Genomic DNA, 24,875 nt, shown 5'->3' with positions numbered 1-24,875 from the left:
ATCAGCGCGGATCCCGGTAGGCGGAGCCGTCCGCGGCGCGCAGCGGCCGCTCCACGAAGCGGCCGTGCTCCGGGACCGCGACCCGGTCGAAATCTTCCGCGAGGGCGCGGAGCGCGCGGCGCATCTCCGGTCCCTGCAGCGGTCGGCCATGGCCGGTGACGACCCGCTCCGGATCGAGGGCCGCGAGCGTCCGGACGGAGCTGCGCGCCGCGTCCCAGTCGATCGTCAGGTACATCGGCGGCCCATGCAGCTCCGGCTCTTGGACCGCCACCGCGTAGGCCGATTCCTGCGCGGTCGTCACGAACGCGTCCCCGACGATCAGCGTGCGGTCGGCCTCGCGCCAGAGCGAGATGTGGCCCGGCGCGTGCCCCGGAGTGTGGATCCAGCGCCAGCCGGGCAGGGGCGGGACCGAACCGTCTTCCGGCAGGGTTCGCAGGCGGTCCGCCACGTCGACCGGCTTCGTCGGAAAGAGCGGCGAGAGTCGGCCGAACAGGCCGCCGCCGACGCTCGGGTCCGCCGTCGGATAGGCGGCGCTGCCGTCGAGATAGGGCCGCTCCAGGGCGTGCGCGTAGACCGGGACGTCCCATTCCCCGGCGAGATCCTCCAGCACGCCGACATGATCGAAATGCCCGTGGGTCAGGACGATCGCGGACGGCCGCGCGCCGGCGCCGAACCGGGCCTCGGCCGCGGCGCGGATCGCCCGCTTCGCGCCCAGCACGCCCGCGTCGACCAGGACCCAGCCGCGGTCGCCGGCCCCCGGCGCGCCAACGAACACGACGTTGACCAGGATGTTGCGCTGATAGGCGACGTCATCGGTGATCGCGTGGGTGGCGTCGTCCCGCGCGGCGTCGGCGTGGGGATCGTCCGCGCGGGCCTTGGGATCGACGGGAATCTGCTGGGCCATCTGCGGCGTCTCCCGTGCCTGTCTCGGAGGATGAGGCGGCGTCGCGCGCATCCGGTGCGTCGGAACGGATTGCCGGGACCGCCTGTCTCCGGCCAACCGGCCTTGCCGGGGCGGGTTCCCGGGCTCCCGCGGCATCGCGGCCATCGACAGGCACCCCATATTCGGGGCATCGACGCGCCATCCCAGGTCACCGCATGGCACCGAGCCCGCTCGCCCTCTTCGCCTCCGCCACCCTCGTCGCCGTGGTCGCCGCCGGCACGGGCGCGATCGTCCTGCAGCAGGGCTCGCAGTTCAGCCACCCGCGCCGGGTCGGCGGGTCCTTCGCGATGTCGGACCTGGACGGGCGACCGGTGAGCCGGGCCGATCTCCTCGGCAAGCCCACCGCGCTGTTCTTCGGCTTCACCCACTGTCCCGAGGTCTGCCCGACGACGCTCGCGACCCTGTCGGGCGCGCTCGGCCGGATGGGCCGCGACGCGGATCGCCTCAATGTGGTCTTCGTCACCCTCGATCCGGAGCGCGACACCCCCGAGACCCTGCGCGAATACCTCGCCTCGTTCGATCCCCGCATCCGCGGCTTCGTCGGCACGCCCGATCAGGTCGCCCGCATGGCAGACGCGTACCACGTCACCTACCGGCGCGTGCCCGCGAAGGACGGCGACTACACCCTGGATCATTCCGCCACCGTCGCGCTCTTCGACAAGACCGGCCGCATGGTGGGCGAGATCGGCTACGGCGAGGATGAAGCGCGGACACTGTCCAAGCTGATCACGCTGGCGCTGCCGGGCCAGTGCGCGCCCGGGGGCGGCGCCAATCTCTGGGCGACCGACGGCAGCTCCGGCGCCTGCGGCCCGCGGAGCTGAGCGGACGCGACGGGTCCGGGACGGCCGCTGCCATCCGGAAGGGGCAGGTGCAGGTTCGGCCGCCGCTTTCCCGGACGTGACAGGCCCTGGCCTGTGTGGTTCGCCGCCCTAGCCGCAGCGCAGCCGCTCTTCTACGACACCGTGCCGCGTTCCTCGCCTGCCAAGACCCGCGGCGCGGCGCGCAGGCCGACCGCGCCGGGGGAGGGCGATCCAGCGCCGGCCTGCGCGACGGCGCGAGGAATGGGATACGATCGTGGCGGCGTTTTGGGTGACGGCCCTGGTCCGGGCGCTGACGTCGGGCACGGTCGTGGTGCTCGCCTCGGTGCTGGCGGAACTGCTCGGACCGGTCTGGGGTGCGCTCATCATCAGCCTGCCGGTCACCGCCGGGCCGGTCTACGTGTTCATGGTCCTCGAACACGAGACCGCCTTCGTGGCCGCGGCGGCGCTGAACGGCTTCGCGGCGAATGCCGCCACCGGCCTGTTCCTCATCGTCTACGCCCGGCGGGCGACCGACCGGAGCCTGCTCCGCGCGCTGGGCCCGGCCGCGCTGGCGTGGCTCGCGGCGGCCGTACCGATCTCGGCCGTGTCGTGGACGCCCCTCACGGCGTTCCTGCTGAACGCGGCCGTGTACGGGGCTGGTGCCGCCACCACGCGGCCGGCCGCGACCGTCCTCGCCCGCAGCGCCGTCGTCGCGAGGCCGCGCCCGCGCGACCTCATCGTCCGGGCGGCCGCCGTGGCCCTGTTCGTGACGAGCCTCCTCGCCCTCAGCACGGCCCTGGGTCCCGCGCGGACCGGCGTCATCGCCGCCTACCCGGTCACCCTGACGAGCACGTTCGTGATCCTGCACCGGCGTGTGGGCGGGGCCGCGATGGCCCGTCTGGCGAGCATCACGATCCGGGGCGTGTTCGGCTTCGGGTTGACCCTGCTGACGCTCCACCTGCTCATCCAACCGCTCGGCGCCGTTCTCGCCCTCGCGGCGGCCCTGCTGGTCTCGCTGGTTTATTCGGCGGGACTTCTGGCCTTCCAACGGCGTCCCGTGGCGCGATAGGGTGCCAGACGACGTCTCTCGGCCTCGGCTGCAGGAGCTGTTCCACGAGCGGGGCCATCACGCCTCCGACTGGATCTGGACGCGCCGCCTGACGGTCGCGGCCCAGCGCCTGACGGATCCGGCCAGCGTGCATCTGCCGATCGGCACCCTGGCGTACGAGTGCGGCTTCTTCGGCCCGGCGCATTTCTCCCGGCGCTTCCGGGACCGTCACGGACTGTCCCGTCGGGCATACAGGGACGCCGCCTCGCTGAGATCCGCGGGCGCCGCACGGGGGCTCGGTGCCGATGGGCTTGGGCTTTGACGCTCCGGACGATTTACCTCTGCGTTGATGATCTACGACCGGGGATCCGCTCCGTCGTTCCGGGGCGCCGAAGGCGGGCCCGGAACCCGGAACCGCGCGCGGTGAAGATCTTGGCGCGCAAGATTTCGGCGCGCAGGATCCTGGCCCGGCCGCGGATCGCAATTCCGGGTTCCGCTGCGCGGCCCCGGAATGACCGCGGGCGTGACTGCGACGCCTCCCGCACAGGAGGATTGAGCGATCGGCGCACCGGAGACGAAAATCGCACGGTGCCGGACCATCAGGCCGACGAAGCGTGGCCCCTCTCGTGCGATGGCGTGACGCCGGAATAGGCCGCGCCGGCGCGTTCCGGCAGCGTTCAGCTCGCGCGCGCGAGGTTGCGGCGCCGCAGCACGCATGCGCGTCCCGTGAGGTTCCCGAGCGGCCGACGCGCGGACCGGCTGCGGTACGTCGGCTCAGGGGCCCGCGCGTCGCGGGATCCGGCCAGCTCTGCGGGACACCAGCTTGATCACGCGTCGCGTCATGACCGCCCTCGGTCTCCTCGCCCTCTCGCCGCTGGCGGGCCGCGCGCTCGCCGCGCCCGGCGGGCCGCGCCTGGGGGCGCCGGAGCCCATGGACTTCGACCGGCTGAAGGACCTCGCCCGGACGCTGCGCGACCGGCCCTACACGCCGCCGCCCGAGGCGCCGGCCTCGGCGGCGCTCGATGCCCTGACCTACGGGCCGCTCCAGGAGATCCGCTATCCGCCCGGCCGGGCCCTCTACGCCGACAGCCCGTACCCGGTGACGTTCTTCCACCTCGGCAACTTCTTCAGGCACCCCGTGAAGGTCTACGCCCTGGAGGGCGGGCAGGCCCGCGCGGTGATCTACACCCACGACCTGTTCACCTATCCCTCGGGCAATCCCGCCAAGGATGTCCCGGACGGCGCAGGCTTCGCGGGGTTCCGGTTCCAGAAGGCCCCGGCCGGCCAGTCCGGCGACGACGGCGACTGGCTGGCCTTCCTGGGCGCCTCCTATTTCCGCGCCGCGGGCGACGGGGAGCAGTACGGCGCCTCGGCCCGGGGCATCGCCATCGATACCGCGCCCGGCCCGGGGAAGACCGAGGAGTTCCCGGTCTTCACGCGCTTCTACGTCAGTCCGGCCGCGGAGGGTGCGGTCACCGTCCTGGCCCTGCTCGAAGGGCCGAGCCTCACGGGGGCCTACCGGTTCGTGGCCCGCAAGGCGCCCCACGTCGTGATCGACGTGGCCTGCACCCTCTACATGCGCCGGACCGTGGAGCGGTTCGGCCTGGCGCCGCTGACCTCGATGCTCTGGTACTCGGAGGGCATGAGCCGGTTCCTGGCCAGCGACTGGCGGACCGAGGTCCACGATTCCGACGGCCTGCTGATGCAGACCGGCGCGGGCGAGTTGATCTGGCGGCCCCTCAACAACCCGCCGCGCCTCAGCGTCAGCGCCTTCGCGGACCGGTCGCCCAGGGGCTTCGGCCTGCTCCAGCGCGACCGCGCCTTCGACCACTACATCGACGACGGCTTCGAGGAGAACCGGCCCGACATCTGGGTCGAGCCGCAGGGGGATTGGGGACAGGGCAGCGTCCAGCTCGTGGAGATCCCGACCCATCAGGAGACCGACGACAACATCGTCGCCCTCTGGGTGCCGGCCGACCCGCCCACGGCCGGGACCGACCGCAGCTTCGCCTATCGCCTGCGCTGGACCGCCGCGGAGCCGGTCGCCACGGACCTCGCCCGCTGCGTGGCCACGCGGGCCACGAAGGGCTCCTGGCTGGCCGAGGCCGACCGGAAGCCGGGGCGCGCGAACCTCGTGCGCCAGTTCGTGCTGGAATTCGAGGGCGCGGCCCTCGCGGGCCTCGATCCGGAGAAGGCCGAGGTGGCGCTGACGCTCTCGCGGGGCAGCGCCGCGGAGGTTGGCGCCACCTCCGCGCCCTACGGAAAGCCGAGCCCGTGGCGGGTCTTCCTCAAGGTCTACGCCGAGGGGCCGGAACCGGTGGAGATGCGGCTGCAGCTCAAGTCCGGCGGACGCCTGCTCTCCGAGACCTGGGCCTACCGCTACGATCCGGAGGCGCCCGGGACCGTCCTGTGAGGGGCGGATTGGGCGCATTGCCGGGACGGGCTGGTCGCCGGTAGAAGCTCCGCCTCGGCCCTGCCGCCCGCCGCATCGAGGCCGCCATGAACGGCGAACGACCGCCCGGCCCGCATCTGCCCGAGGCGCTGACGCGGCTGCTCAAGGCGCCCAAGAGCGCGATCTGGCCGACGCCGGAAGATCGCCACCGCTCCCGTCCCGGCCGGCCGAAGCCGCGCCAGCCGAGCTGGGCCGTTCGGGGTGTGTGGCTGTGGGCAATCCTCTACAACCTCATCGGCTTCGCGATTCTCGCGACGCTCTGGCGGACGATGCGTTGAACCGATGATCCGACCCCGCTTCGCGCCACCGCGCACGCCGCACCTGGCCTGCGCGTCGCTGCTCCTGCTGGCCGTCGCGGGCCCGGCGACCGCGCAGACCTCCGGAGAGGCCCTGAACGCGGATGACGGGACGGGGGCGGTGAAGGTCTGCGCGCCCGTGGCGATGCCCCGCTGGCGGTCGATGACGCCGGTGCCCAAGACCTGGACGTTCCTGGACTGCATGAGCTTCTCCGGGGAGATGGGCGCGACCCATTTCCAGCTCGGCTGCCTGTTCACCAACGTCACCCCGTACGCGCAGAAATACGCCTGGGGACCGATGGTGCAGATCGCGAAGTCGGCGCTGGCGAAGGCCCAGCCGCCGATGCCGAATTGCGGCTGGTAGGCGGGACGTCCGGATCAGCCGGCCCGGCCGGGCCATTCGATATCGAGCGCGAGGCAGGCGCGGAAGACGACGCGGTCCGCCTCGTCCCGAACCTGCGCCTCCAGCCGCAGATCGACGGGCCCGGCACCGTGCGGCTGCTTCGGCTTGACCCGGAGCAGGTCGTGGGCGGCTTCGACCAGCGCCTCCGCGGCCGAGAGGCAGGCCTCCCGCTCGCCGGCGAAGTCCAGGCCGTCCTCGTCCCGGGACACTCCCTGATTGTCGATGAAATCGGTGAAGTAGCGCACGGCGCAGGACCTCACGAACGGATCCGGACCGTGACCCCGCCCTGGGGTGCTGTCGCTAACCTGTGTGAAGCGATCCGATCGGACATTTGGCGGAGGAGCGGCCTGCTGAGATCGAGCCGAGATGGGCGTTCAGGACCCTTGGCCAGCCTGCGCGGACTCAGACGGACACGAAACCTGCGTCTAAAATCATACACTTCCTGAGAGAAATCGCGAGGCCGGGCAGCGCACGGAGCGCGCGCACGAAAGCGCGATCGTCGCGGCTTCGAGGGTCGAGGCTATCGCCTGTCAATCGCCTCCACCGGGTCGGGAAGCCTGGAATCTGGGCGGCACCGCCGGGTCGGCGCGGCAGCCGATCAGACCATCGCGTCGCGACCGGTGCGCATCGGATCGATCAGGCGCTCATACCCGGCTTCCGCAGGCCCGTAGGTCTGGCCGGCGGCCTCCTCCAGCCGCCCGCGGTCGATGACCCTGATCTGCCCACGCCGCGCCCGGATCAGGCCCGCGCCCCCCAGCGTGTGGATCGCCACCGTGACGGTGGGCCGTCGCACGCCCGGCATGATCGTGAGGAACTCGTGGTTGACCGGGAGGTCGTCGCCGTCCTGCCGGTCGAGATACGTCAGGAGCTAGCGCGCGAGCCGCTCCCCTGCCGGCATTGGCGACGGCGGTCTGGGCGACCTGCACGATGAAAGTCTGCCTGTAGTGCAGCGAGAGATCGCGCAGCGATGGGCTGGCCGCGCTGGCGGCGCGCAGGGCCGGACGGTGATTCGGTGTCCGCGCCCGGCGACCTGCATGAGGATCTGGTACGGCACGGTATCGGCCCCCAGCATCAGCGCCGGGATCGCCATGCCGTCCTGGCCGAACAATCGACCTCGATCCGGCTGCCATCTCTTGGGTTCGAGACCACCGAGCACAGGCCGGTCTCGATGAACACCGCGTGGGGAATCGTGCTGCCCGGCTCCACGAGCATCAGACAGAGCGGCAAATCGATGTGCTCGAGATCCGGTTCGCGAAGCGCGCCATCCGCCCCGGAAAGGGCAGCCGGATACCGGTTCAGATGAGCCATCGCGATCGGGCACGCGGCAATCGACGCGCACACCGGTTCGACCCCGCGGTCCGGAGCGTTCCTCCGAGCCATGATCGGCTAACCGCGCAAAGGCGAGCGAATACTGGGCGCCAACCACAAACCGTCCGGTGTCACACAGAAGCTCGGCAGCTGAATGGCCGCGAACACTGGCTGCGACGTGATGAGATCGCGGTCGCGACAAAGTTTCGTTAAGCCCGGGGCCGATACTGTGGGTCCGGCGGTCACGATGTGGCCGCTACGCCACGCGCTTCCCCCACCGCAGGGTTGCCAACACGCGTGAGCGCCGCCGTCCTTTGACGCGCGTCTCCGATCCCGCTAGAGGTTCGAGGACGAGAGAAGCAAGAACCATGCCGTGGGCGACGCGTCTCCGGCTGGTGTACGGCGTCGGACGGGCAATCGGGGCCTCGCATGAGTTTGGTGCAACGGCTGGAAGTGCGTCAGGGCCAGGCCCTGGTGATGACGCCGCAGCTCCTGCAGGCGATCAAGCTCCTCCAGCTCTCGCAGCTCGATCTCGCAGCCTATGTCGAGGCGGAACTGGAGCGCAATCCGCTCCTCGAGCGCGCCGAGGCGACAGAGGCGCCGGCCCCGGTCGAGAGCGCTGCCGCGGGCGATCACCCGGACGAGGCCGGCTCGGACGGCTTCGAGGCGCCGGAGCCCGAATCGTGGCTCTCGACGGACCTGAACCCGAGCCGGGGCGAGATCGAGGGCGATTTCGACACGCGGCTCGACAACGTCTTCCCCGACGAGGCGCCGGTTCAGGCGCGCGAGGCGGGCGGCGGCGACATGCTCTCGCTGACCCCGCCGCCCTATGGCAGCACCGGGGGCAGCTTCGACGCCGAGGCCCCGGATTTCGAGGCCACGCTGACGGCCGAGACGTCCCTGCGCGACCACTTGGCGAGCCAGCTCGAGCTGGCGACCCGGGTGCCGATGGAGCGGCTGATCGGCGGGTTCCTGATCGACGCCGTCGACGAGGCCGGATACCTGCGCGAGACGGTCGAGGGCGTGGCGGAGCGGCTCGGCGCCGATCCGGCGATCGTCGCCCGGATGCTCACCCTGGTGCAGAGCTTCGACCCGCCCGGGGTTGCGGCGCGGGACCTCGCCGAGTGCCTCGCGATCCAGCTGCGCGAGCGCGACCGGTTCGACCCGGCCATGGAGGCGCTGGTCTCGCGCCTCGACCTCGTGGCCAAGCGCGATTTCGCCGCGCTGCGCCGCCTCTGCGGCGTGGACGACGAGGATCTCGTCGACATGCTGGGCGAGATCCGCCGCCTCGACCCGAAGCCGGGCCGCGCCTACGGGTCAAGCGCCGTAGAGGTGCTGGTGCCCGACGTGTACGTGCGGGCCGCCCCCGACGGGTCTTGGCTGATCGAGCTGAACAGCGAGGCGCTCCCGCGCGTCCTGGTCAATCAGAGCTACTACGCCCGGGTCTCGCGCAACGCCTCCGCGGACGGCGACAAGGCCTTCCTGTCGGAGGCCCTGCAGAACGCCAACTGGCTGACGCGCTCCCTGGAGCAGCGCGCCCGCACCATCCTGAAGGTCGCCACCGAGATCGTGCGCCAGCAGGACGGATTCTTCGTCCACGGCGTCACGCACCTGCGGCCGCTGAACCTGAAGACGGTGGCGGAGGCCATCGGCATGCACGAGTCGACCGTCTCGCGGGTCACCTCCAACAAGGCGATCGGCACCAGCCGCGGCACGCTGGAGATGAAGTACTTCTTCACCGCGGCGATCCCCGGCGCGGCAGGGGCGGCGGCCCACTCCTCCGAGGCCGTGCGCCACCGCATCAAGCAGCTCGTCGACGGCGAGGCGCCGGACGACGTGCTCTCCGACGACGCGCTGGTCCAGAAGCTGCGCGGGGAGGGCGTCGACATCGCCCGCCGCACGGTGGCGAAGTATCGGGAATCCCTGCGGATCCCGAGCTCGATCGAGCGGCGCCGCGAGCACTTCGCCCACGGATCCGGCCATCAGAGCGCCATGGCGCTGCGCTGACGACCTGACCGGACTTGCGCCGGGCGCGCGTCCGGCCCATCCACGGCGCCGGATAACGACGCCTGGACCCGCGATGACCCCGACCGGAACGCCCCCGCGCAACCTCACCGCCATCGTGCTCGCGGCCGGGAAGGGCACGCGGATGCGCTCGGACCTGCCGAAGGTGCTGCACCGGATCGCCGGGCGGAGCATGCTCGGCCATGTGCTGGCCGCCGTGCAGGCGGCGGGCGCGGGCCGGATCGCCGTGGTGGCCGAGCCCGGCCGCGACGACGTCGCCGCCGAGATCGCACGGCAGGCCCCGGGAGCGCGAGTCTTCCCCCAGGCCGAGCGGCTGGGCACGGCCCACGCGGTTCTGGCGGCCCGGGAGATCCTGGCCGATCCGGACGACGACGTGGTCATCGCCTTCGGCGACACGCCGCTGATCACCGCCGAGACGTTCCTGCGCCTGCGCGCGCCGCTCTCCGAGGACGCCGCCGTCGCGGTGCTGGCCTTCGAGGCACCGGTACCGACCGGCTATGGCCGGGTCCTCACCGAGGGCAGCCGTGTCCTGGCGATCCGCGAGGAGAAGGACGCGAGCGCGGCCGAGCGGGCCGTGACCCTGTGCAACGCCGGGTTGATGGCGCTCTCAGGGCGGCACGCCCTCGCGCTGCTCACGCGCATCGGCAACGACAACGCCGCCGGCGAGTACTACCTGCCCGACGCGGTGGCCCTGGCGGTCGCCGAAGGCCTCGCGGTCACCGTGGTCCCGGTGGACGAGGCCGAGGCGCAGGGCGTCAACGACCGGGTTCAGCTCAGCGTGGCCGAGGCCGCGATCCAGGCACAGCTGCGCCGCAGCGCCATGCTGGGCGGCGCAACCCTGATCGCCCCGGAGACGGTGTTCCTCAGCCACGACACGGTGCTGGGGCGCGACGTGATCGTCGAGCCCAACGTGGTCTTCGGGCCGGGCGTGCGGGTGGCGGACGGGTGTACGGTGCGGTCCTTCGCGCATCTCACCGAGACCAGCCTGGAGGCCGGGGTGAAGATCGGGCCGTTCGTGCGGCTGCGCGGCCACGCAGTGCTGGAGGCGGGCGCGGAACTCGGCAACTTCGTCGAGCTGAAGAACGCCCGGATGGGCGCCGGCGCCAAGGCCGCGCACCTGACCTACCTGGGCGACGCCGAGATCGGCGCCAAGGCGAATATCGGCGCCGGCACGATCACCTGCAATTACGACGGCGTGCTCAAGCACAGGACCACGATCGGCGCCGGCGCCTTCATCGGCTCGAACTCCGCCCTGGTGGCGCCCGTCACCGTGGGGGAGGGGGCCTACGTGGCCTCGGGCTCGGTGATCACCGACGACGTGCCGGCCGACGCCATGGCGGTCGCCCGGGGGCGGCAGGCGGTGAAGCCGGGCTGGGCCCGGGACAAGCGGGCGGCGCTGCAGGCCGAGAAGGCCCGGCGCGGGAAGGGGTCCTGACGGGGCGCCCGGACTGGGACTGGCCCTGCGCGCCCTCGATCCGGTACAAGTCGGGCTTGGCCCCATCCTGACCGGGGTGGCCCGGGCCTTGCGCGGCAAGCCCGCGCGACGATCCGGGCGTCGAAGCGAGAGACTTTTCCATGTGCGGCATCGTCGGCATCGTCGGGCGCGACGCGGTGGCGGGGCAGGTGATCGAGGCCCTGCGGCGGCTCGAATACCGCGGCTACGACTCCGCCGGCATCGCCACCCTGGAGCACGGGCGCCTGGAGCGCCGCCGCGCCTCCGGCAAGCTCGTCAACCTGGAGGCCAGGCTGCATCAGGAGCCGCTCACCGGCACGATCGGCATCGGCCACACCCGCTGGGCGACCCACGGGCGGCCCAACGAGACCAACGCCCACCCGCACGCCACCAAGCGTCTGGCCGTCGTCCACAACGGCATCATCGAGAATTTTCGCGAATTGAAGCAGGAACTCGAGGCCGACGGCATCGTCTTCGAGACCGAGACCGACACCGAGGTCGTCGCCCAGCTGGTCAGCCGCAACATGGACCGGCAGATGGCCCCCGTGGAGGCCGTGGCCGCCGCCCTGCCGCGGCTGCGCGGCGCCTTCGCCCTGGGCTTCATCTTCGCGGGCGAGGAGAACCTGCTGATCGGCGCCCGCCACGGCGCGCCGCTGGCCATCGGCTTCGGCCCGGGCGAGACCTATCTGGGCTCCGACGCCCTGGCGCTCGCCCCCTTCACCGACGCGATCACCTATCTCGACGAGGGCGACTGGGCGATCCTGTCCCGGGCCGGCGCCGAGATCCGCGACGCGTCCGGTGCGACAGTCGAGCGTCCGCGCCAGAAGATCGCCACGCAGGCCTACCGGATCGACAAGGGCGAGTATCGCCACTTCATGGCCAAGGAGATCCACGAGCAGCCCGAGGTGGTGGGCCGCACGCTCGCCCACTACGTCGACATGGCGCAGGGGCGGGTGATGCTTCCGGAGGCGCTGCCCTTCGACTTCGCCAAGCTCAGCCGCGTCTACATCACTGCCTGCGGCACCGCGTACTATGCCGGCCTCGTCGCCCGCTACTGGTTCGAGCAGGTGGCGCGCCTGCCCGTCGAGATCGACGTCGCCTCCGAGGCGCGCTACCGCGAGGCGCCCCTGGAGAAGGACGGCCTGACGCTGGTCATCTCGCAATCGGGCGAGACTGCCGACACGCTGGCCTCGCTGCGCTACGCCAGGAGCCAAGGCCAGCACACGCTCTGCGTGGTCAACGTGCCGACCTCGACCATCGCGCGGGAATCCTCTGTGGTGATGCCGACCCTCGCCGGGCCCGAGATCGGCGTGGCCTCCACCAAGGCGTTCTCCTGCCAGCTCACCGTGCTGCTCTGCCTCGCCATCGCGGCGGGCCGGGCGCGGGGCACGCTCGACGCCGAGGGCGAGCGGCGCCTGGTCGACGGCCTGATCAAGGCGCCGGGCCTGATGGCCGAGGCGCTGACGCACGAATCGGCGATCGAGGGGCTGGCCCGGGAGGTCGCGAAGGCGCGGGACGTGCTCTATCTCGGCCGCGGCACCAGCTACCCGATGGCGCTGGAGGGCGCGCTGAAGCTCAAGGAGATCAGCTACATCCACGCCGAGGGCTACGCGGCGGGCGAGCTGAAGCACGGGCCGATCGCGCTGATCGACGAGAGCGTGCCGGTGATCGTCATCGCGCCCCACGACGCGGTGTTCGAGAAGACGGTCTCCAACATGCAGGAAGTGGCCGCCCGTGGCGGGCGCATCGTCTTGATCGGCGACGCTCAGGGCGCGGCCGAGCACGGGCTCGACACGCTCGCAACCTTCACCATGCCGGCGGTCAACGCCACCGTGGCGCCGATCGTCTACGCGGTGCCGATCCAGCTGCTGGCCTACCACACGGCGGTGTTCATGGGGAAAGACGTCGACCAGCCGCGGAACCTCGCCAAGTCGGTGACGGTGGAGTAGGCGCGGCCGACCCCAGCGGCGGCTCGTTCGGACGCGGCGCCGTCTCTGCGAGCGGTTCCGACAGACCCGTACGAGGACCTTCATGGCCACACGTGAGACCGAAGCCCTCGGCTGGCTCGACGGGCAGGAGGGCGCCATGCTGGCCCTCCTCGAGGATCTGGTGAACATCGATTCCGGCTCCTACGACAAGCCGGGCGTCGACGCCGTCGGCACCCGCATCGCGGCGTTCCTCGCCGGAGAAGGCATCCCGGTCACCACGATCCCCGTGGTGGGCTACGGCGACGCGCTGCGGGCCCAGGTCGCCGGATCCGGGGGCGGCAACCGCCCGGTCGTGCTCATGGGTCATCGCGATACGGTCTTCCCGAAGGGCGAGGCCGGGGAGCGCCCGTTCCGGATCGCCGAGGGCCGCGCCTACGGGCCGGGCGTCGCCGACATGAAGGCGGGCCTCGTGATGAACGCCTTCGTGCTGGCGGCCCACCATCGGGCCGGCGGCGCGCCGGTGCCGCTGGTCGGCCTGTTCACCAGCGACGAGGAGATCGGCTCCCCGGCTTGCCGGCCGATCATCGAGGAGACCGCCCGCGGTGCCCGGGCGGTGCTCAATTCCGAGCCCGGCCGCCCAACCGGCAACGTCGTCACCGGCCGCAAGGGCGGGGTGTTCATGCAGCTCGCGGTGTCGGGCAAGGCGGCCCATTCCGGCGGCAACTACGCGGACGGGCGCAGCGCCATCCTGGAACTCGCCCACAAGACCGTCGCGCTCCACGCGATCACCGATCTCGACCGCGGCACGACGGTGAATGTCGGGCTGGTCTCGGGTGGCCAGTCGGTGAACACCGTGGCCCCCCGGGCGACCTGCGAGATCGACCTGCGCTACGTGACGCCGCCCGACCGGGAGGCGGCGATGGGCCGGATCGGCGCGATCGTGGCGTCCTCCACGGTGCCGGGCACCACCGCGCACCTCACCATCAAGGGCGAATTCCTGCCGCTGGTGCAGGACGCGGCCTCGCGCGCGCTGTTCGAGACCTACGCCCGCGTGAGCGCGGCGCAGGGCATCCCGGTCGAGGGCGAATTCACGGGTGGCTGCGCCGATTCCGGCTTCACCGCCAGCGTCGGCTGCCCGACCCTGTGCGCCGTCGGCCCGGTGGGCGGCAAGGCGCACTCGCCCGAGGAGTATCTGGAGGTCGGGAGCCTCGTCCCGCGGGCGCGCGCGATGGCCGAGACCATCGCGGCCCTGGCGCAGCCTTAGTCCGGCAGCGCCGCCGCGAGGCGGAGCAGGAAGCCGTCCAGGGCCACCTTGTCGATCCAGCGCAGCACCGCGACGAGGTCGTGCTCCGGATCGCACCAGATCACGTTGTTGCCGGCGCCCAGCGCGCTGAACGCCGAGGCGGAGAGCTGCGGCTTGGCGGCCGCGCCGCGGTTCAGCCACCACAGGTAGCCGTAGCTGTCCAGGGTCGGCGAGGGGGTCAGCATGGCGCGGATCCAGCGCTCCGACAGCAGCCGGCGGCCGTTCCAGGCGCCGCCGCTAGCGATCAGGAGCCCGAAGCGGGCGTGGTCGTCGGCGCCGATGAACAGGCCGCCGCCCCAGTGGCCGCCGCCCGGCACGGACTGGATCCGTTCGCCGTCGCCTTCGACCCAGGCGTTGTCGTAACCGTGCCAGGACCAATCCCGGGACGCGCCGATCGGCGTCATGATCCGCTCGCGCAGCACCTCGGGCAGAGCGCGGCCGAACCGGCGCATCAGGCAGTAGGACAGCAGGTTCACCCGCACGTCGTTGTACTCGTAGTGCGTGCCCGGCGGCTGCAGCGCGCGCCTCTCGCCCTTGCGGCTGTTGTCGGCCCCCGGGCCGATCTGCCGGAAGTGGTCGACCTGATCGGACTTGCCGAACAGAATGCCCTGCCACTCGCTCGATTGCTGCAGAAGGTGGCGCCAGGTGATCGCGCCGTTATGCGGGCCGTCGAGGAGCGGATCCGGCACGCTGTCGCGCACCGGCGCGTCCACGTCGGGGATCAGGCCGTCGTCGTGCGCGAGACCGGCCAGCACCGCCAGATAGCTCTTGGCGATCGAGAAGGTCATGTCCGGCCGGCGCGTATCGCCCCAGGCGGCGACGCGGCGGCCGCCCTTCAGGATGACGCCCGCCGGGCCGCCGCGTTCGTGCACCGGTCCGGCGATGGCGCTCCAGGGGCCGGTCTCGTTCCACTCGACGATCCCGACATAGCGGCCGTCGGGATAGTACAGGCTCCGCGGCCATGCGCTCTCGTGCGTCTTCGCGAAGGCGACGGCGTCCGCGAGCCGCCCGGCATCGAGCCCCGCCGCTCCCGGGTCCTGCTCCGCCCAGACCTCCGTCGGCCAGTACGGCCCGGCTGCTTCTGTCACGCGCGTTCTCCTGACGGTCGTCTCGGGTCCGGACGCATGCAGGGCCTGCGCCGCGGATCGCACACCCCGTAGAACCATCGCGCCCGCCAGGGCCTTATAGTTCGGCAGGCTGGAGTTTTGGTCTCTGCGCGGCCCAACAACCTCGATCTCATTCTTCGAGGCGCGGAGCCCGCAATCGCTCCACGTTCGTCATCCCGGGGCCGCGCAGCGGAGCCCGGGATCCCAACACGCCGACCTGCCAAAGCTCAGCACTGTCGGCGGCTCTGGGTTGCCAGCCTCCGGCGTACCCCTTCGAGTCCGGGCTCGCCTGCGGCGCCCCGGGATGACGCAGCGGACGCGTCATCCGAAGCGTCCACACGCCCAGGAGATTGATGTTCTGATCCGTAGAGCCCTAAGCGCCAGGGCAGAGCGCGCGGCGCGGTTCGGGCCTCGCCCCGTGCGCAGGCGCGGGATGTGTCAGCCCTTGTCGGTGAAGCGCGCGGTGCAGCCCGGATGAGCCGAGACGAGGGCCGCGCCGCGCGCCCGCCCCAGGACCATGCAGGCGGTCGACAGCCCGTCGGCGAGGAGGCCCCTCGGCGCGGTCACCGTCACCGACGACAGGGCACGCGGCGATCGGCCGGTGGCCGGATCGAAGATGTGGTGGTCGGCGCGATCGTCCGAGAAGCTCATGTTGTAGTCGCCCGAGGTCGCGGCGAAGCCCGTGAACGGGACGATCACGGCGGCGATCTCGGCGGGACGGCGCGGATCGGCCAGCCCGAGGCGCCAGGGGGTGCCGTCGGGATGGGCACCGGCGGCGCCGAACTCGCCGGTATCCACGAAGGCATCGTCGATGCCGCGCGCCCGGAGCGCCGCCATGACTTGGTCGGCGGCGTAGCCCTGGATCAGGGCGTTCAGGGTCAGGGCCGTCCCGGGTTCCAGGACGATACGGTCCGGCCCGACCTGCACGCGCCGCCAACCGATCCGCACCAGGGTTGCCCGGAGGACGTCGTCCCCCGGTCGCGCGCCGCGGGCGGCCGCGCCGGCCCAGACCGGCCAGAGCGGCTGGACGGTCGGGTCGAAGGCGCCATCCGTCTCGGCCGCGAGCGCGAGGGCGAAGCGCAGCAGGGTGCGCAGATGCGGGTCGGGGTCCTCCAGGGATCCGGCCCGGTTGAGCCGCGCCAGGGCGCTGTCGGCCCGGAACAGGCTGGCGGACGCCTCCACGGCGCGCATCGCCGCGAACCCGTCGGTCAGGGCGGCCTCGATGGCGGATGGATCGGGCGCCGCGGCGGTCAGCGCCACGGTGGTGCCGAAGGCGAGGCCGGCGCGGGTGCGAAGGGTCAGCCCGCGCGACGCCGCCGCGGCGCGGAACGCCGCGAGGCCGCCGAGGCCGGCGAGGCCCGCGGCCCCGACGAGGATCCGTCGTCGTCCGGGCGCGAAGCGGACCGGCGCGCTCACCCGACGGCCACCGGCCGGGGCGCGACGCGGCGGCTGCGCTTGCGCGCCACCACCTGCGGCACGCATTGCCCGGGATCGTGGATGATCGTCACGCAGTCCATGCACTGGAAGCATTCAGCGTAGTCGATCCGACCGGAGGGCGCGATGGCGCCGTAGCGGCAGCGCACCTTGCACAGCTGGCAGGGAGAGCCGCACTCTGCCCGGCGCGGGATCCAGTCGAGGATCCGCACCCGCCCGAGGAGGGCGAGGCTCGCGCCGAGCGGGCACAGGTAGCGGCAGAACCCCTTGTAGACGAACAGGTTGAGCACCAGCAGCCCGGCAGCGTAGGCGACGAACGGCCAGGACCGGACGAAGTACAGGGTGATGGCGGTCTTGAACGGCTCGACCTCGGACAATGTGTCGGCCAGCGGCGATCCCGCCGCCGCGGCGGCGAGGATGCCGGCGAGGACGACATATTTCAGGGCCCGCAGCGCCCGGTCGAGGCCGGGCGGCACCGTAACTTGGCGGATGCGCAGCGGCCGGGCCAGCAGCGCGGCGAATTCCTGCAGGGCCCCGAACGGGCAGAGCCAGCCGCAGAACGTGCCGCGCCCCCAGGCCACCAGGGCGGCGAGGGCGAAGGCCCAGAGCACTAGAGAGGGTGGATCGTAGAGCAGGAAGGCGAGGTCGTGGGTGATTGTGGCGGCGCGCACGAGGCCCACGAGGGTGACGATCGACAGCTGGGCCTGCGCGTACCAGCCGACGAAGCCGAGGGTCAGCGCCAGGAAGCCGAGGCGGAAGACGGCGAAGCGACGGGCGTCCGCCACCAGCCCGCGCTGGCGCGCCAGCACCGGCACCAACACCCCGAGCATCAGCCCGATCAACCCGAGTTCGGGAGCCCGCGCGCGCCAGGGGTCGGTCCAGCTCGGCCCGTCATCCGGACGGAGCCGGGTGAACAGGTCGGCGGGCAGGGCGGTCTCGACCGTGAAGGTCCGGGCGATCTTCTCCGACAGGATCTGCCCGCGCTCGCGGACGATCGTCTCGGTCAGCATCCAGGGCGCCGACGGATCGAAGCCGGCGGCCTGATCGATCCGCAGGATCGTCCAGGGACCGGGCGGCAGGCCCTCGGCAAGGCCGGCGTCGCGCCGCTCCACCGCCATGTCGCGGGCATTCACGATCAGGCCGCCCTGGCTCAGCGCCAGACGCTCGGGGACTGCGCCCAGCACGAAGCGGTCGCCGATCGGGTTCTCGGGCGCCTCCTCCGGCCCGGCGCTGATCACCATGATCGCGTGGTTGCCGGGGCCGAGCTCGCGCATCAGCGCGTCGTAGCGGGTCTGCCCCAGCAGGTTGCGGCCGATCGACGGCGGATCCAGGCAGGCCACGTAGAGGTCGGTCAGGGGGGCGTCGGGCGGCCCCTCGGACGCATCCGCCACCCCGGTTCCCTTGAAGGCCTCGGCGGCGGCGGTGTTCGTCACCGTCAGCCGCTTCGCCCAGCCTCGGGCGAGGATGTCGGCGAGGGTGAGCGGCTCGTAGTGGTCGGGCTTGGCCTCGACCTTCAGGCCGACATTGGCTGCCCCGAAGCCGAGTTTCTGGCGGGCGACAGCCAGTGCGGAAGCCAGGATCGACTGGTTGATCACCCGCGTCGAGGCCGTCGCCATGGAGATGCCGTCGACCGTGGTCTGAGGCGCGGCGCCGGCGGCCCGGGCATTCGGCCGGCCCACCCGGATCGCCTGCCGGGCGGAGAGGCCGGCATATTGCTCGACGAAGGCGAAGAGCGGCTCGGAGCCGAGCCCTTCGAGGAAGACCGGCTCGTGGTGCGAGACGACCTTCACGTCCCGGAAGGTGCCGTCGGGGGCCAGCGCGATCAGCAGGTCGGGGGCGTGCCGCCGAAGCCGGGGATCGGCGCGAGATCGACGGATTCGAACGCGTAGGCGAAGACCTCGTAGGACCCGGCCTGCTGCTTCAGGATCGGCCAGACCGGGAGCCTGTCGTCCTTCTCTCCGACCACCAGCGGGGGCGGGAAGTATCTTTCGAGGGCGGCGCGATCGAGCTGGCCGGCGGCGGCGGGGTGCGCGAGCAGGACGAGGAGGAGAAGCGCGGCTTGCAGGACGTACCCCGCGCTGCGGTGGTTGCCGAATGCGCCACGGATCGCGAGTAGTTTCCAGAAGTTCCTGCCCCAGATCTGCAACCCGCGCGTTTCCCTCCCCCGCAGAGGGGGGAGGGAGAGCGCGTGGGAGATCTGGACCGCCAGCCTTGGCAACCGGATGATGGCCCCGAACCCGACATGTGAGCCCGGTAGCCTCAGCGGGGGAGGGCGTGCCGCGGCACCCCGCTTGGAAAAACCTCACGGCGTCGCACCGGCGGCGCGCCCGTCCGGCGCCTGCGCGGCACTCATCGGACGGGCCGCCGCGCCCCAGGGGAAGCGCCCGACTTTCACGGTCTTGATCGGCTTGAAGGTCTCGGCGTCGATGACCGTCACGTCGCCCGAGACGCCGTTGGTGGTGAAGACCCGCGTGCCCGCCGCGTTGAGCGCGAGTTGCCAGACCCGACGGCCGACCAGGATGTAGCTCTCGACCTTGAAGGTGGCCGTATCCACCACCGCAACGCGATCCGACGGACCCAACGCCACGAAGGCGTGGCGCCCGTCCTTCGCGAACTGGATGCCCACCGGCTGGATCCGGTCGGCCGCGATCCCCTTCACGGCGAACTCGATCGTCTCGGTCACCTTGCGGCTGGCGACGTCGATCACCGAGACGGTGCCGCCGATCTCCGACGACGCCCAGAGCCTCGACCCGTCCGCCGTGAAGGCGGCGAAGCGCGGACGCTGGCCGACCGGCGTCGCGTCCACCGCCTCCAGGCTCTTGGTGTCGATCCAATGGACCATGTTGGTGGTCTCGGAGGTCGTGACGGCAATGCGCCCGTCCGGACTCACCGCGACGCCCTCCGGCTCGATGCCGACATCGATCTGCGCCAGGACCTTGCGGGTCTGCGCGTCGACCACCGTAGTGGTGGCGTTCTCCTCGTTGGCGATGAACAGGGTGTGCCCGTCCGGCGCCAGGGCGAACTGCTCCGGATCCTCGCCCGAAGGCAGGTTGTGGCGGACCTGACCGGTCTCCGGGTCGATCACCTGCACGGCGTCGGAATCGCTTGCGCAGACGTAGAGGGACCGGCCGTCCTTCGAGAAGGTCAGCCCCCGGGGCCGCCGGCCGACAGGGAAGGTGCGCACAACCTCCAGGCTGTCGCCGTCGATCACCGAGACGGTGTTGTCGCGCTCGTTCGAGACGAAGATCTCTTCGCTTCGCGCGGGCGCCGCGAGGCAGAGCATGAATGCGAGGAGGGCGAGCCGGCTCATCCTGACGTCCCGGAAAACGCCCGGCAGGCACTCTCGGGCTCGTCGAGGCCGAGGGTGTCGAGTTCGGTGCGGTGGTGGAGGTAGCCTTCGAGCGGCGCCGTCGCGGTGACGGCCCCGGGCCAGAGCAGGAAGATCGGCTGGCGCAGTTGCCCGTCCCAGGTGCGGAAGCTCAGGGGCCGGCCCTTGAAGCCGCCGACCTCGAAACCGGGTGCCGTCAGGGCGCCGCGGACCGCGGCGGCCTCGGTGCTGCGCGCCTTCACGGCGGCCTCGCCGACCGCGTGCACCGCCATCCAGCCCGCCCAGTCGACCGGCCGCATGGCGCGGCCGGCGAGCTTCCGGAACCGCCCCTGGAGCTGAACCGCGGCCCAGGCTTCCACGGGGCGGCCCCAGGCCGCCGGCGCGAGGCCCTGGGTGCCGACCAGAGGCCGGGGGGACGCGGTGTTGTAGTTGAGGCTCGCGCCGAACGCGCCGGCCTCGTCGGCCACCGCCACCACGTCGTGCTCGGGCCCGCGGGTCGTCAGGGCGAACTCGCGCAACGCCGTGTCGCGGACATCGCCGCCCTGCGGGTCGTAGCGCGACTCGGCGACGATCCGCGCCCCGAACTTTTTCGCGCTGCGCTTCAGCGCCTCGGCGTAGAGCGCATCTCCCGGGGCCGGACCGGTCACGAGAAGGATCCGGGACCAGCGCTTGAACGCCAGGAACTGGATCAGCGCGTCGGCCAGCATGGCGCGGGAGGGCAGGACGTGGAGCAGGTTCCTGCGGCAGTCCGCGTCGCGCAGGCGCGTGTCCGGGGCACCGATGTTGAGGAGCACGCTGCCCTTCGCCTCCGGCAGGTCGGCGAGTGCGAGGACGTCCGCGGCCGGCGCATTGAGGACCACGAGGCGCGGATCCGGAAGCGCCCGGAAGGCCTGCCGGATGTCGTCGCCCGGCTCGACGACCTTCGTGTCGAGGGCGAAGGCCAGTCCGAGGAAGCGGCCCGTCGCGTTCGAATCCTTCAGGCCGAGTTCCGCACCCTTGGCGCCCTCGTCGTCCGGGATCGGATCCTCGTTGTTCAGCGGCACCGGCCGCTCGACCCGCCGCTCGAGGTAGTGGATCGTGAGGGGCGGGCCCGCCGGCGGGGTCGCGGCCCCGGCCACTGACATCCCCGCGAGACCCATCAGGGCGCACGGCAGCAGCCGGCCGGCGAGGGTCCGTCCGCACGTCCAGGCCCGCCGCGCACCGGAGGACACCATCCTCGCCCGTCTCCTCCGTGCCCCCCGACATGATCGTTGGCGCGGACTCTAGGGGCGGGTTGCTGCGGGCGGATATTGGACCAAGGTGCACCCATCAGTCTTGATGCAGTGCAACATTAGTCGTGGATCTGCTAATCTTCGCCGATCCGTACCAAAGCATAATGGGTCGGCCGCCCAGACCTTGCTAACCGTCGCACAACGACGATGGGAGGCGGCGGATGCGCACGATGAAGACGGCGGCGGGCGGCGTGCTGGTCGCGCTCGGCCTGGTCCTGGGGGCCGGCGGCGCCTTCGGTCACGGCGACGTCCAGCCCCAGCCGGTGAAGACCGACGGCCTGAAGCCGCTCGGCGCCGAATGGGTCACTGAGAACCCCTACAAGGGCGACGCGCACGCCATCTCGATCGGCGCCTCGGGCTTCAACCAGAACTGCGCCCGGTGCCACGGCCTGGAGATGATCTCCGGCGGCCTCGCGCCGGATCTCCGCTACCTGCCGCAGGGCAAGGAAGGCGACGAGTACTTCGTCGAGCGCATGAAGCACGGCGCGGTCATCAACGGCGTGACCAAGATGCCGGCCTTCGACGGGGTGATCTCGCAGGAAGGCCTTTGGGCGATCCGCAGCTACATCGAGTCGAAGCATGAGGAGTAGCGCGCGCCTCCTCTTGGCCTGCGGGCTGCTTTTGACGCTTCGGCCGCCGGACGCGGGCGCGCGTCCGCTCGATCAGGTCGTGGCCGACGGCACGTTGCGGGTGGCTGTGTACGGCGACAACGCGCCGTTCTCCGACGAGGTCGGGAAGAAGGCCCGGGGCATCGACGCGGATCTGGCCCAGGCCATCGCCGAATCGCTGAAGGTGAAGCTCGACCTGCGCGTGGTCGATGCCGGCGAGAACGTCGACGGCGACCTGCGGCTGAACCTGTGGCGCGGCGACCTCGCCGGCACGCCGCTCGCCGACCTGATGCTGCACGTGCCGACCGACCGGCAGCTCGCCCTGCGCAACGATCAGGTGTTCTTCACCGCCCCGTATTTTGAGCAGGAGATCGCCTTCGCCTACCGGAAGGGCGCGCTGGAAGGCTTCGACAAGCTCGACGACATCGGCGACCAGACTGTCGCCCTGGAGGGCACGAGCGCCGCGGACCTGATGCTGCTCACCGCCCAGGGCGGTCGATTCCGGCCGAACCTGAAGCATTACAAGAGCTTCGAGGAAGCCGCGACGGCATACCTCGCCGGCGAGGCGCCGATCCTGGCCGGCACCCGCGCGGCGATCGAGGCCGCCCTGTTCGCCGCCAAGGCGCCGAAGGACGACAACCCGATCGCCACGGTCCCGTCGACGGGGCTGGTCAAGACCCGATGGGAGATCGGCGGCGCGGTGAAGACCGATTCCCGCGACCTCGCCTACGCGGTCGGGGACGCGATCACCGCGCTCAACGCGGACGGGCGGCTCAAGGCGATCTGCGAGACCTACGGCGTCACCTACACGCCGCCGAAGGGGTATTGAGAGACGCCGACGCGCATTCTCCTTCCCCGCTCTGCGAACGACCAGATCCATACATCTCGGCTTGGCACCAATGCCTTAAAGGGCGCTTTCCCCTCCCCCTTGTGGGGAGGGGCCAGGGGTGGGGGTGGTGCAGGAGGCACCGCAGCGCCCCATCCTGAACCACCCCCACCTCCAACTCCTCCCCACAAGGGGGAGGAGAGAGCGCCCCGGCCAAAGATGTGTGAACATTGTAGCTCTTCGGGCGAGGGCCGGCACGCGGCAGTTCCGGACCGCCTCCGCTTTCGCGCCGGCGCCGAGCCGGCGCGCCTTCATGTGTTGCCTAATACAGTTTTGATGCTGAACAAATCTGTCGACTTATTGGACCAATGGCCAATAAGACTTCTCTGAGAACATCGATAGCTTCGTTCTCCAAGGGGGCGCCCCGCGACTCGAGCGGACCGCGCCGAAGCCCGAGCGCTCCGGCCATGCGGACCGGGGCCGATCACGGAGGACACGTCATGAGAATGCGGACCCGGTTTCTCGCCGCGGTGGGCGTCGCCTCCCTCGTGGCGGGAGGTGCCCTGCCGGCCATGGCCGAGGGGGTGAGCGAGCAGGACATCATCAACGACGCCAAGACCCCCGGCGACGTCGTCACCTACGGCCTCGGGCCGCAGGCCCAGCGCTTCAGCCCGCTGAAGACCCTCAACCGCGACAACATCAAGGGCCTCGTGCCGGCGTGGTCGTTCTCGTTCGGCGGCGAGAAGCAGCGCGGGCAGGAGAGCCAGGCGCTGGTCAAGGACGGCATCATCTACGTCACGGGCTCGTATTCGCGCATGTACGCGATCGACTCCCGCACCGGCGACAAGAAGTGGGAATACGACGCCCGCCTGCCGGAGGGGATCCTGCCCTGCTGCGACGTGGTGAACCGCGGCGCCGCGCTCTACAAGGACAACGTCTATTTCGGCACGCTCGACGCCAAGCTCGTCGCCCTGAACACCAAGACCGGCAAGGTGGTCTGGCGCAAGGACATCGACGACTTCAAGGCCGGCTACAGCTACACGGCCGCCCCGATCATCGTGAAGGGCAAGATCATCACCGGCGTGTCCGGCGGCGAGTTCGGCGTGATCGGGCGGATCGAGGCCCGCGACGCCGAGACCGGCGAGGTCGTGTGGAAGCGGCCCGTGATCGAGGGCCACATGGGCGAGCTCAACGGCAAGCCCTCGACCATGACGGGCAAGACCAACGAGACCTGGCCCGGCGACATGTGGAAGTTCGGCGGCGGCGCCACCTGGCTCGGCGGCACCTACGACCCCGAGACCAACCTGATCTACTTCGGCACCGGCAACCCGGGCCCGTGGAACAGCTGGCTCCGGCCGGGCGACAACAAGTGGACCTCCTCGCGCCTCGCCCTCAACCCCGACAACGGCGAGATCGTCTGGGGCTTCCAGACCACCCCGCACGACGGCTGGGACTTCGACGGCGTCAACGAGTTCGTGCCGTTCGACCTGAACAAGGGCGGGAAGACCATCAAGGCCGGCGCTACCGCCGACCGCAACGGCTTCTTCTACGTGCTGGACCGGACCAACGGGAAATTCATCTCGGCGACGCCGTTCGTCGAGAAGATCAACTGGGCCAAGGGCATCGATGAGAACGGCCGCCCGATCTACAACGACGAGAACCGGCCCGGCGACCCGAGCAAGGCCACCGGCGACGACAAGAAGGGCAAGTCGGTCTTCGCGGTGCCGAGCTTCCTCGGCGGCAAGAACTGGATGCCGATCGGCTACAGCCCCGACACCAAGCTGTTCTACGTGCCCTCCAACGAGTGGGGCATGGACATCTGGAACGAGCCGGTGAACTACAAGAAGGGCGCGGCCTATCTCGGCGCCGGCTTCACCATCAAGCCGGTCTTCGACGACCATATCGGCTCGCTCAAGGCGATCGACCCGGCCTCCGGCAAGGTCGTGTGGGAGTACAAGAACAAGGCCCCGCTCTGGGCCGGCGTGCTCACCACCGCGGGCAACCTCGTCTTCACCGGCACGCCCGAGGGCTTCCTGAAGGCCTTCGACGCCAAGACCGGCGAGGAGGTCTGGAAGTTCCAGGTCGGCACCGGCGTGGTGTCCTCGCCGATCACCTGGGAGCAGGACGGCGAGCAGTGGGTCGGCGTCGCGGCCGGCTGGGGCGGCGCGGTGCCGCTCTGGGGCGGCGAGGTCGCCAAGTCCACCGCCGGCATCAACCAGGGCGGCAGCTTCTGGGCGTTCAAGCTGCCGAAGACGGTGGCCTCGCGCTGAAGGCTGTCAATTGAAAGCGTGCCGGCCTTACCCGCCGGCACGCCCAGGCCTCGGGATACGGGCGGTCGTCTCA

20 protein-coding genes and 2 pseudogenes are annotated in these 24,875 nt (G+C 71.2%); 13 read left to right on the top strand and 9 right to left on the bottom strand.

The annotated features are described in order from the left end of the window. Position 1 precedes the first annotated feature (1 nt). Positions 2 to 904 (bottom strand): MBL fold metallo-hydrolase, encoded by a 903-nt coding sequence (locus tag MMSR116_RS26765; protein ID WP_010683941.1) that lies wholly within the window; start codon positions 902 to 904, stop codon positions 2 to 4. A 194-nt stretch (positions 905 to 1,098) separates the two neighbouring features. On the opposite strand from MMSR116_RS26765, the gene MMSR116_RS26760 reads away from it, so the two are divergent. The 6 genes and pseudogenes from MMSR116_RS26760 (at position 1,099) to MMSR116_RS26735 (ending at position 5,903) form a co-directional block, all read left to right on the top strand. Beyond that, positions 1,099 to 1,764, top strand: a complete 666-nt coding sequence (locus MMSR116_RS26760; protein ID WP_010683940.1) for an SCO family protein — start codon at positions 1,099 to 1,101, stop codon at positions 1,762 to 1,764. A gap of 253 nt (positions 1,765 to 2,017) precedes the next feature. Next, a complete protein-coding gene (locus MMSR116_RS26755; RefSeq protein WP_010683939.1) occupies positions 2,018 to 2,812 on the top strand; it encodes a hypothetical protein in 795 nt (264 codons plus the stop codon). 13 nt (positions 2,813 to 2,825) lie between these two features. After that, positions 2,826 to 3,113 (top strand): annotated as a pseudogene (locus MMSR116_RS26750) (helix-turn-helix domain-containing protein); the annotation flags it as partial. A gap of 501 nt (positions 3,114 to 3,614) precedes the next feature. Beyond that, positions 3,615 to 5,204 carry a glucan biosynthesis protein gene (locus tag MMSR116_RS26745; protein ID WP_039893219.1) on the top strand — a complete coding sequence of 530 codons (1,590 nt, stop codon included), beginning with the start codon at positions 3,615 to 3,617 and terminating at the stop codon, positions 5,202 to 5,204. Between the two features lie 86 nt (positions 5,205 to 5,290). Then, positions 5,291 to 5,521, top strand: a complete 231-nt coding sequence (locus tag MMSR116_RS26740; protein WP_010683936.1) for a hypothetical protein — start codon at positions 5,291 to 5,293, stop codon at positions 5,519 to 5,521. Positions 5,522 to 5,525: 4 nt separating this feature from the next. Continuing rightward, positions 5,526 to 5,903, top strand: coding sequence for a hypothetical protein (locus tag MMSR116_RS26735; RefSeq protein WP_010683935.1), 378 nt, complete (start codon positions 5,526 to 5,528; stop codon positions 5,901 to 5,903). Between the two features lie 14 nt (positions 5,904 to 5,917). Here the strand turns inward: MMSR116_RS26735 and MMSR116_RS26730 are convergent, their stop codons facing one another. The 3 genes from MMSR116_RS26730 to MMSR116_RS32080 form a co-directional block, all read right to left on the bottom strand. Beyond that, entirely contained in the window at positions 5,918 to 6,202 is a 285-nt protein-coding gene (locus tag MMSR116_RS26730; protein ID WP_244625542.1) for a DUF6894 family protein, read from the bottom strand. Between the two features lie 338 nt (positions 6,203 to 6,540). Continuing rightward, positions 6,541 to 6,747 (bottom strand): hypothetical protein, encoded by a 207-nt coding sequence (locus MMSR116_RS32085; protein WP_348529369.1) that lies wholly within the window; start codon positions 6,745 to 6,747, stop codon positions 6,541 to 6,543. Between the two features lie 266 nt (positions 6,748 to 7,013). Beyond that, positions 7,014 to 7,322 (bottom strand): hypothetical protein, encoded by a 309-nt coding sequence (locus tag MMSR116_RS32080; RefSeq protein ID WP_244625540.1) that lies wholly within the window; start codon positions 7,320 to 7,322, stop codon positions 7,014 to 7,016. Positions 7,323 to 7,679: 357 nt separating this feature from the next. Between MMSR116_RS32080 and rpoN the strand changes: the two genes are divergently transcribed. From rpoN to MMSR116_RS26705, 4 genes are all read left to right on the top strand, one after another. Further along, on the top strand, positions 7,680 to 9,257 hold the full coding sequence (gene rpoN / locus MMSR116_RS26720; RefSeq protein ID WP_010683933.1) for an RNA polymerase factor sigma-54: 1,578 nt from the start codon (positions 7,680 to 7,682) through the stop codon (positions 9,255 to 9,257). A 73-nt stretch (positions 9,258 to 9,330) separates the two neighbouring features. Continuing rightward, positions 9,331 to 10,710, top strand: coding sequence for a bifunctional UDP-N-acetylglucosamine diphosphorylase/glucosamine-1-phosphate N-acetyltransferase GlmU (gene glmU / locus MMSR116_RS26715; RefSeq protein ID WP_010683932.1), 1,380 nt, complete (start codon positions 9,331 to 9,333; stop codon positions 10,708 to 10,710). A gap of 140 nt (positions 10,711 to 10,850) precedes the next feature. After that, a complete protein-coding gene (gene glmS, locus MMSR116_RS26710; protein WP_010683931.1) occupies positions 10,851 to 12,677 on the top strand; it encodes a glutamine--fructose-6-phosphate transaminase (isomerizing) in 1,827 nt (608 codons plus the stop codon). A gap of 82 nt (positions 12,678 to 12,759) precedes the next feature. Further along, a complete protein-coding gene (locus tag MMSR116_RS26705) occupies positions 12,760 to 13,920 on the top strand; it encodes a M20 family metallopeptidase (RefSeq protein ID WP_010683930.1) in 1,161 nt (386 codons plus the stop codon). On the opposite strand, the gene MMSR116_RS26700 is transcribed toward MMSR116_RS26705, so the two are convergent. The 5 genes and pseudogenes from MMSR116_RS26700 to MMSR116_RS26680 form a co-directional block, all read right to left on the bottom strand. Beyond that, entirely contained in the window at positions 13,917 to 15,047 is a 1,131-nt protein-coding gene (locus tag MMSR116_RS26700; protein ID WP_010683929.1) for a serine hydrolase domain-containing protein, read from the bottom strand. The genes MMSR116_RS26705 and MMSR116_RS26700 overlap by 4 nt on opposite strands. Positions 15,048 to 15,503: 456 nt before the next feature. Beyond that, entirely contained in the window at positions 15,504 to 16,481 is a 978-nt protein-coding gene (locus MMSR116_RS26695; protein ID WP_010683928.1) for an FAD:protein FMN transferase, read from the bottom strand. Continuing rightward, a pseudogene (locus MMSR116_RS26690) lies at positions 16,478 to 18,606 on the bottom strand (4Fe-4S binding protein). The gene MMSR116_RS26695 and the pseudogene MMSR116_RS26690 overlap by 4 nt, the downstream one beginning before the upstream one ends. 195 nt (positions 18,607 to 18,801) lie before the next feature. Beyond that, positions 18,802 to 19,809: a YVTN family beta-propeller repeat protein gene (locus MMSR116_RS26685; protein WP_010683926.1), complete on the bottom strand. Its 1,008-nt coding sequence runs from the start codon at positions 19,807 to 19,809 to the stop codon at positions 18,802 to 18,804. Beyond that, entirely contained in the window at positions 19,806 to 20,966 is a 1,161-nt protein-coding gene (locus MMSR116_RS26680; protein WP_432419920.1) for an ABC transporter substrate-binding protein, read from the bottom strand. Before MMSR116_RS26680 ends, MMSR116_RS26685 begins: the two co-directional genes overlap by 4 nt. A 293-nt stretch (positions 20,967 to 21,259) precedes the next feature. Between MMSR116_RS26680 and pedF the strand changes: the two genes are divergently transcribed. From pedF to MMSR116_RS26665, 3 genes are all read left to right on the top strand, one after another. Beyond that, positions 21,260 to 21,688, top strand: a complete 429-nt coding sequence (gene pedF / locus MMSR116_RS26675) for a cytochrome c-550 PedF (protein WP_010683924.1) — start codon at positions 21,260 to 21,262, stop codon at positions 21,686 to 21,688. Continuing rightward, positions 21,678 to 22,535 (top strand): substrate-binding periplasmic protein, encoded by an 858-nt coding sequence (locus MMSR116_RS26670; RefSeq protein WP_039893216.1) that lies wholly within the window; start codon positions 21,678 to 21,680, stop codon positions 22,533 to 22,535. Before pedF ends, MMSR116_RS26670 begins: the two co-directional genes overlap by 11 nt. 497 nt (positions 22,536 to 23,032) lie before the next feature. Next, on the top strand, positions 23,033 to 24,802 hold the full coding sequence (locus MMSR116_RS26665; protein WP_010683922.1) for a PQQ-dependent methanol/ethanol family dehydrogenase: 1,770 nt from the start codon (positions 23,033 to 23,035) through the stop codon (positions 24,800 to 24,802). Positions 24,803 to 24,875: the final 73 nt, after the last annotated feature.

Source organism: Methylobacterium mesophilicum SR1.6/6, from assembly GCF_000364445.2.
Classification (GTDB): domain Bacteria; phylum Pseudomonadota; class Alphaproteobacteria; order Rhizobiales; family Beijerinckiaceae; genus Methylobacterium; species Methylobacterium mesophilicum_A.
This window is presented reverse-complemented; position numbering and strand designations above follow the sequence as displayed.